This window comes from Thermodesulfovibrionales bacterium (assembly GCA_035686305.1).
Taxonomy (GTDB): Bacteria; Nitrospirota; Thermodesulfovibrionia; order Thermodesulfovibrionales; family UBA9159; genus DASRZP01.
This window is the reverse complement of the sequence record DASRZP010000145.1, coordinates 1-7,807: the sequence shown is the minus strand read 5'-3', so window position 1 is coordinate 7,807 and position 7,807 is coordinate 1. Positions and strand designations below refer to the sequence as shown.

General features: G+C 50.5%; 8 protein-coding genes. 2 read left to right on the top strand and 6 right to left on the bottom strand.

All coding sequences use genetic code 11. The annotated features are described in order from the left end of the window. Positions 1 to 206, top strand: a 206-nt coding sequence (locus tag VFG09_15585) for a protein-L-isoaspartate O-methyltransferase (GenBank protein HET6516575.1), incomplete at its 5' end; no start/stop codon positions are given. A gap of 23 nt (positions 207 to 229) precedes the next feature. On the opposite strand, the gene VFG09_15580 is transcribed toward VFG09_15585, so the two are convergent. The 6 genes from VFG09_15580 to VFG09_15555 form a co-directional block, all read right to left on the bottom strand. Next, the gene (locus VFG09_15580; protein ID HET6516574.1) at positions 230 to 565 is read right to left on the bottom strand and encodes a PilZ domain-containing protein; all 336 of its coding nucleotides are present in this window, start codon (positions 563 to 565) and stop codon (positions 230 to 232) included. 62 nt (positions 566 to 627) lie between these two features. Beyond that, positions 628 to 2,367, bottom strand: a complete 1,740-nt coding sequence (locus tag VFG09_15575; GenBank protein HET6516573.1) for an alpha/beta fold hydrolase — start codon at positions 2,365 to 2,367, stop codon at positions 628 to 630. A gap of 650 nt (positions 2,368 to 3,017) precedes the next feature. Further along, complete coding sequence (locus VFG09_15570; protein HET6516572.1) at positions 3,018 to 4,640, bottom strand: peptide-binding protein; 1,623 nt, start codon at positions 4,638 to 4,640, stop codon at positions 3,018 to 3,020. Between the two features lie 19 nt (positions 4,641 to 4,659). Then, complete coding sequence (secG, locus tag VFG09_15565) at positions 4,660 to 5,013, bottom strand: preprotein translocase subunit SecG (protein HET6516571.1); 354 nt, start codon at positions 5,011 to 5,013, stop codon at positions 4,660 to 4,662. Further along, entirely contained in the window at positions 5,010 to 5,747 is a 738-nt protein-coding gene (gene tpiA, locus VFG09_15560) for a triose-phosphate isomerase (GenBank protein ID HET6516570.1), read from the bottom strand. Before tpiA ends, secG begins: the two co-directional genes overlap by 4 nt. A 174-nt stretch (positions 5,748 to 5,921) precedes the next feature. Next, on the bottom strand, positions 5,922 to 6,593 hold the full coding sequence (locus VFG09_15555) for a phage integrase N-terminal SAM-like domain-containing protein (protein HET6516569.1): 672 nt from the start codon (positions 6,591 to 6,593) through the stop codon (positions 5,922 to 5,924). A 401-nt stretch (positions 6,594 to 6,994) separates the two neighbouring features. On the opposite strand from VFG09_15555, the gene VFG09_15550 reads away from it, so the two are divergent. After that, the gene (locus VFG09_15550; GenBank protein ID HET6516568.1) at positions 6,995 to 7,378 is read left to right on the top strand and encodes a hypothetical protein; all 384 of its coding nucleotides are present in this window, start codon (positions 6,995 to 6,997) and stop codon (positions 7,376 to 7,378) included. Positions 7,379 to 7,807: the final 429 nt, after the last annotated feature.

Sequence of the window (7,807 nt, the reverse complement as noted above, 5' to 3'; positions counted from 1 at the left end):
GGGTCCTCATTACGGCAGCAGCTCCCGAAATCCCCCAACCCCTCGTTGAGCAGCTTGCAGAAGGCGGGATAATCCTGGCGCCCGTCGGAGACAGATTTTCACAGCAGCTTGAGAAGACGGTAAAGGAGAAGGGAAGACTATACAGAGAATATCATACCCCCTGCGTCTTTGTGCCCCTCGTGGGGAAATACGGGTGGAAGGGATAGATGCCTTGAGAGGCTTTGATGAATCAGCCCTTCTCCTTCTCGACGGCCTTTATAAACTCCTGATATTTATAACTCGTTTCCGTAAACTCGATGCCCATGCCATTCCCTTGCTTCGATAGATGGGTGCTTCTCACATACCTGATGATGCCCTTTGCTCTGCAGAGATTATCTTCCGTCAGATGCAGGGTTATGTCAACAGGTATTCCGACACGAAAACCTTTCTGTGACCTGACAAACAATCCCCTTTCCGATATTCTTATTGTCGTCCCTTTCAGCGAATGATGACCTGAGCTTATCTCCACAGGGAGCTTTACGAGGTATCTCCGGTTCTGTCTCTTAATCACTATCGTATTACCCATTACTTTTCGATAGGGTCCTGATGGGACGCTTTAGAGATCGCATGCTTCTCAGTATCCCTTTCCTACTCTTGGAGCACATAGGCACCCGGAGCATCATCGAGAGGAGGATAGCCCTTTTGTGCCGATCCCAGGGACGGCGGCGGCACGGAGCCGCTGGAACGGATGGCAAGCCAGTTCTGCCACGCAGGCCACCAGGACCCCTCATGTCTCGGCGTGACAGTCTGCCATGTATCGGGATCGATATACTTTCCAGACTCTTCTTTCGTGCCGATCTGATAGGAACGGTGGGGATGGCCCGGCTCGCTCACGACGCCCGCATTATGACCGCCCGTTGTCAGCACGAAGGTCACCTGAGTATCTGCGAGAAGGTGAATTTTATAGACCGAACGCCAGGGGGCGACATGGTCCTTTACTGTTCCCACAGCAAAAATGGGAACGCGGATATCGCCTATCGTAATCGGCCTGCCTCCCACCTCAAAGCGGCCTTCGGCAAGGTCGTTGTTGAGAAAGAGATTTCTCAGATACTCTGAGTGCATGTGATAGGGCATTCGTGTCGTATCAGCATTCCAGGCCATAAGGTCGATCATGGGCTCCCGTTCACCGAGGAGATAGTCATGCACGAGGCGCGACCAGATCAGGTCGTTGCTGCGGAGAAGCTGAAAGGCGCCGGCCATCTGCCTGGCGTCAAGATACCCCTGGTCCCACATGAGGTTTTCGAGATAATTGACCTGGCTCTCATCGATAAAGGTCATGAGTTCACCTGCCTCGGTGAAGTCTGATTCTCCTGCAAGAATGGTGATACTCTTGAGACGGTCGTCGCCGTCCCTTGCCATGGCCGCACCGGCAATGTAGAGCAATGTGCCGCCGAGACAATATCCTACGCCATGAGCCTTCTGTCCGGGCACAATGGCTGAGATTGCTTCCATCGCGTCCATAATACCGAGGGTCCGATAATCTTCCAGGCGAAGATCACGGTCTTCGGGACCGGGGTTCTTCCAGGAGATCATAAACACGGTATGTCCCTTGTCTACAAGATACTTCACGAGGGAATTATGGGGGGAGAGGTCAAGAACATAGTACTTCATGATCCAGGCAGGAATGATAAGGACCGGTTCTCCGTAGACGGTCTCTGTTGTCGGCGTGTACTGAATCAGCTCAATGAGGCGGTTACGATAGACTACTTTCCCCGGTGTGACGGCAAGGTTGGCCCCGACCTTGAAGCCCTCGGTACCCACCGGCTTTTTTCCGGATACCGCCCTTTCCCAGTCCTCAAGAAGGTTCAGCATGCCTCTGATAAGGTTGCTCCCTCCGCGCTCCATGGTCCTCTTCAGGATTTCAGGATTTGTGAGGATGAAGTTCGAGGGAGAAAAGATGTCGAGGAGCTGACGTGCAACAAAGGAGACGACATCCTCATGATGGCAGGAAACGCCCTGGATTCTCGTCGTTGCCTCACGCCACCACTGCTCAATCAAAAGAAAAGACTGGGAGAGGAGATTGAAGGGCCAGCGCTGCCATTCCTCATGGGAGAAACGATGGTCCTCAGGGGTCTCAAAGCAGGGTTCAGTTGCAGGGTCTACGGCAGCCCTGGCAACGTAGAGATGGAACCTCAGGATCTCGCGGACCGCCTTCTCCGCAAGCTGAGCCTGCTTGCCCGGTGAAATGGCAAGGTGAACAAGCCAGTCAAAGTAGGCCGACATGAGTGCCGCCGGTGAAACGCCCAAGGTCAGGCGTCCGAGCCAGGCATGGGTCAAGCGGTCCAGAGTTGAAACCCCTGTATGCGGGGAAGAGAATTCTTCTTTCATTTGGCCCTCCTAGTCGACTGATCTATGCGAGAAGCGTCTCTCTACCTAAGAATAGTATAGCAATATTATCGGGAGAAGTCATTTGAAGGAGTTCGCGAGTACGGCGATATTGAACCAAACAACGCTCCCCAAACCGCCCTTCGGCTAAGAGAGGGGAAGGGGGATTTACTTTATGCAGTTATGAGGAACATGGACGCAACTCCGGCTTTTTCCGAGAACTTCAAAAAATGTTGTAAGACAAAATCTGACAGCGTATCGGCGATGTCTTACAAAAAAATCGTCAACCGTCTGATAGAAAAAACCATCACGATCGCTTATGATTAAAACTCACACCCAGCAAATCGCGGCCAGAAAGTCGTGGATAGATCAACAAGCCGCGATGTACAAGGAGGTACAATGAAGAAGTGTCCGCAGTGTTCCGGAGAGCACCCCATATGGAGAGATTGTGGCAACGGCATATGCTCCCGGTGTCATACAACCATGAATGTATCTGCGGGAGCCAGGAGTCAGAAACCAGAGTTTGCAACGCTGGTTCTGGGAGACGGCTTCGCAGAGTCTGCGACGGAAGTCTGCCCTGATTGTAATGGCACGTCTGTGTGTCAATATTGCATGGGATTGGGATTCGTACCCTAAGGGATCTTCAGATCAGGTCAGTACCACTCTGCCTTGTTTTTGGGTACGGACCAGTGTATGAAATCATACCAGATGCCGAGAGGCGCCTTTTCGACTCCCTTGAAACGTTTGTGGAGGACAGGTAAGGCATCGGGAACAAAGAGGAAGGTGACGGGCTGTTCTTCCGCAAGGATAGTGTGGATTCTGTTATAGATCCTCTTTCGCTCTGCAAGATCGAAGGTGCTCCTTCCTTCGATGAGGAGCCTGTCGACCTCGTCGTTCTTATAGGAGATAAAGTTGAAATCACCCTCCTTTGTCTTTGAGGAATGCCAGATGTCATAGATGTCTGGGTCTCGCGAGAGTGCCCATCCCAGAATGACCGCCTCGAACCTCTTCTTGTCGATGAATTCATGAAGCAATGCCTGCCACTCCAGGACCTTTATGTTCATGTCAATGCCGACTCTCCTGAGGTTCTCCTTGATGATCTGTGCTGCCTTCAATCTCACGTCATTCGCCTGGTTCACTAAGAGCGTGAAACGGAAAGGTCTGCCGTCCTTGGAAAAAATGCTGTCGCTGCCCATCGACCAGCCGGCCTCCCTAAGAAGCTCTCTTGCCCTCTCGGGGCTGTAAGCGGGATCGCTGACGTTGGGATTGTATGCCCAGGATTCAGGCGGAAAGGGTCCTGTGCAGGGTGTTCCAAATCCGAGGAGGACACCGTCAATAATGTCCCTCTTGTTGATGGCATGGGTGATCGCCCTCCTCACACGCTTGTCCGCAAAGCGCTGATCAAGGAGATTGAAACCGAGATAGGTGTAGCCGAAGGCGGGATACCGAAACTTCTGAAAATACCTGGTGAAGCGCTCTGAACTGGCCTGAAGCTTATATTGAGGCGGGGTCAGTCCCATAAAATCTATCCCGCCGAACTTCAGTTCGAGAAACATGGTCGCCGTGTCAGGGATTACCCTTGCTATGTACTTGTCGATATGAGGTCTGCCCTCAAAATAGTCATCAAAGGCTTCGAGTACAATCTTCTGGCCCGTCACCCATTCCTTTAACTTGTAAGGCCCTGTTCCAACGGGGTTCCTGTTGTAGCTCTCTTCAGCTATGTTCTTCCCTCCCAGGAGATGTTTGGGAATGATGCCCATGCCCCATGATTCGAGGGCAGGGGCATAGGGCTCTCTATAAGTAACGCGTACCGTATATCTATCAACAACCTCAACCCTTTCGACAGGGCCGTAATTGCTCCCATAGGGTGTCGGGACCTTCGGGTCGGTGACGGTCTTATAGGTAAAGACAACATCATCAGCAGTGAATTCTTCACCATCATGCCATTTGACTCCCTTTCTCAGATGGAAGGTTATCTCCAGTCCGTTGGCGCTCACATCCCAGGATTCCGCGAGGTCACCGGTAACCTTGATATTTTTGTCGTATTTTGTGAGTCCGTTAAAGATGTAGCCGCTGATGTCGCCCGATGCGCTGTCCGATGCCAGGAGGGGAAGAAGGCGTTTGGCGTCGGCGCCAAAGCCTACGGTGATGTCAAAGGGCCTCTTTATTTCGGGCTCTCTTGAACAGGAGGAGAGGAAGAGGATGATGAGAACAACCGTACTCCGGAAGGCGTAATGCATAAGGGGATGACAGGTACCCTTCTTAGTATCAGCCAATACTTCTTGCCGGTTAGACCTATTTTGGGGGTTGAGGCGCCTGCTGCACCGGTGCCTGCGGCTGAGGCGCCGGAACCGCTCCCTGCTGGGGTACCGTTTGGAAGGGTTTTTGTTCCAGCGGAGCCGTGTGCTTTATGACCGACCCGCTCTTGACCGAGAGAACGGCAAGGAGGAGTGAAGTTATCATAAAGACGACAGCACAAATTGTGGTAAGTTTGGAAAGAAATGTCGCCGCTCCCCGGCTTCCGAAGAGCGTCTGGCTGGAGCCGCCAAAGGCGGCTCCCATCTCGGCACCCTTGCTGCTCTGGAGCAGGACTACAGAAATCAAAAAGATGCAGGCTGTGGTATGAATGATGAGAAGAAATGTTGTCATTTTGTCCCCCTCGTAAAGGTAACGATCTTTTCGAAGCTCTCAGGTTTAAGGCTTGCGCCTCCGACGAGCGCGCCGTCAACATCAGGACAGGCCATGAGGCTGTCGATGTTCTCGGGCGTCACGCTTCCTCCGTAGAGAATCCTTATGGTATCGGCGGTGTTGCCATAGATCTCCCGCAAGGTATTCCTGATAACATTATGGGCCTCCTGTGCCTGCGCTGCTGTTGCCGTCTTTCCGGTCCCGATCGCCCAGATCGGTTCATAGGCGATCACCAGGTCTTGTCTGCCGATCTCCTTAAGGCCACGCGTCAACTGGGTCCGGACAACGTCAAAGGTCTTTCCTGACTCCCGCTCAGCCAGAGATTCGCCGATACAGAGAATGACGGCGAGTCTGTTCTTATGAGAGACACTGATCTTCCTGTTTACGATGTCATCGGTCTCATGAAAATATTGCCTTCTCTCTGAATGTCCGATGATCACGTAATCGCAGCCTATGTCCTTAAGCATGAGGGGTGATATCTCTCCGGTGAATGCCCCTTTTTCCTCGTAAAAGACATTCTGAGCCGCAAGTTTCACGTTCGTCCCGATAAACCGCTCTGCGATCGCAAAGAGCGAAGTGAAGGGCGGGGCTATGGCAATGTCGGCGTCAGTGACGCCGGAAACCGTGGGGAGAAAGTGATGGACGAAATCCATCGCCTCCGGTATGGTCTTGTTCATCTTCCAGTTTGCCGCCAAAAAAGGTCTGCGCATCCTTACATTTAATATTATCAAGGCGATAAAAGTCAAGGGCTGGCGGCCATTTTGCGGTGTATACGTCGAAATCAGGTGAAGGTATTTTGGAAGGGAAGCAGAATGATTTTACGTTCGTTGTTCTTTCGAATGAAGAATATCAAGCGGACTCTGTAGCCGTTAACCGGCGCCACTATGTTTAATACAAGGGCCGCTCAAAAATCTAAGGGACTTCTTGCCTCTTTTACCGTCCTGCTCGGCACGCAATGGGTATAGATCATCGTGGTCCTTACGTCGCTGTGGGTTCTGTGATGAGGGGGATACATTACACGTGACAGCGAGATGGGTAAGGAAGTCCTTGACATCCGTTGTAGTGAGAGAAGAAGGGTGTGTTCCTTTTTTGAAGCCGCGAAACTTATTGACCCAGATCGTGTATGACGAGAGCGTCTTGGGCGAGTAGTGTCTGGTTTTGATGACAGCAGCAAGATCCGCGATCGCCTTGTCCCATGCCGGTTTATCAGAAGAGAGAGACGCGACTGCCGAAGTGACCGGCGCCAAAGCTTTGCTCTCCGCTGGAACCCGGCTCGTATTGAACCGCGTCATGAGGTCGAGATAAAGGGATATGGCATGCGCCGCCTGCTTGATCTGCATATCGGTTTGCCTTTTTTCTTTTAACTTTTTGAGAAACAGTGGCAGACTTTTCGAGGAGGCATCAGCACAATGGTATTTAGAGCAGAAGTCCAGGTAATACCTGAGCCATTTTTTGTAATAACCATGCTGGACTGAAGGAACCGAATGCTTGGCGAGCTTCGATTCAAACTGTTGCACTATTTCAATCGGCACACTGATCATCCCGGCGCCCCCTTCGATGACGCTATGCACTATTCTTGTTATGATGAGCGACAAATCAATATAATGATATCAAGGTGTTATGTCAACTTCTATTTCACAAAATCACCTTTTTCTGCTAAACTTCTGTATGTCGCTTAATAACATGGTTCTGCATAAAATGATAATAAAGACAACTCAATCTTTTGCCCTCAATCGGTTATATTCTTCAATCGGAATAATGGCATATCTATCCAGTTTAGTAATCATACTTGATCCATCAGGAACTATAAAAAAAAGACAATCCGAAACATCATCCAACCGTCGCTCGATCAGGCAATTATGGACATAAGAACCGTCTGTTGTTTTGTTAGCCGCAATTTTACACATTTTAATCACCACCTTTCACGAAGGAGATAAACCCGATGAAAGCTAAAATTCTGTTTCACAAATGCCTTCAAAATGCTCAGGAACTTGGAAGTAATGACGAATTTATGGTATCTCGCATTTTCTTTTCTCTTCAGTTGCCAGACAAAAGAATTGACGATTTGTCCGTTGATATTAAACTTGCCGTGGGTGATCAATTTGAAGGTGGTAGCATTGAAGTCAGCAAGCCACAAGGCTATTCTGGTCCGCTTAACTATTCCGCCTTTCGCGACGCAGTTGAAAAATATTATCGTCATCTTGTCGGGTCCACCGGCATAGGCATCCGCAGTGCAGGTGCATCAAATATTCGCATGTACAACAATACATTTTCAATCCCCATGACTGCTGAAATCGATATTGATGAAAGCACTGCCGGATGGTAAGAAAAATCAAATAAAATTTTGCAGAACAAAATGCTCAACCAGACTCGCAATAAACGCGGTTTGGTTTTCATTTTTGGCCTCTGCGCTCGCTGGTTAGCATGGTCGTTCCTCCCCTCCGCTTCGCTCCGGGGAGGAACGCGGCGCTGAGCGGTGTGCCTGATTCACCCCTCCGCTCCGCTGCGGGGCGAACCAGGCACAGGAGCAGGATTCCCCTCCGGGGCACCGCTCAGCCCCGCATTAGGGAGTAAATAATGAACAAAAAAATGCGATCATTCTACATTGAGGTTATGACCCGACTTTCGCCGATGGATCTCCCATGTCTCGTAAGTAATTGGAATTGCACTTCAATTTAGCCATTGAATTGCCTACCTAATGATATCCAGCCTCGTATAGCGTCTGAAAGAGCATAAAATAAGGCCAAGTGCATTT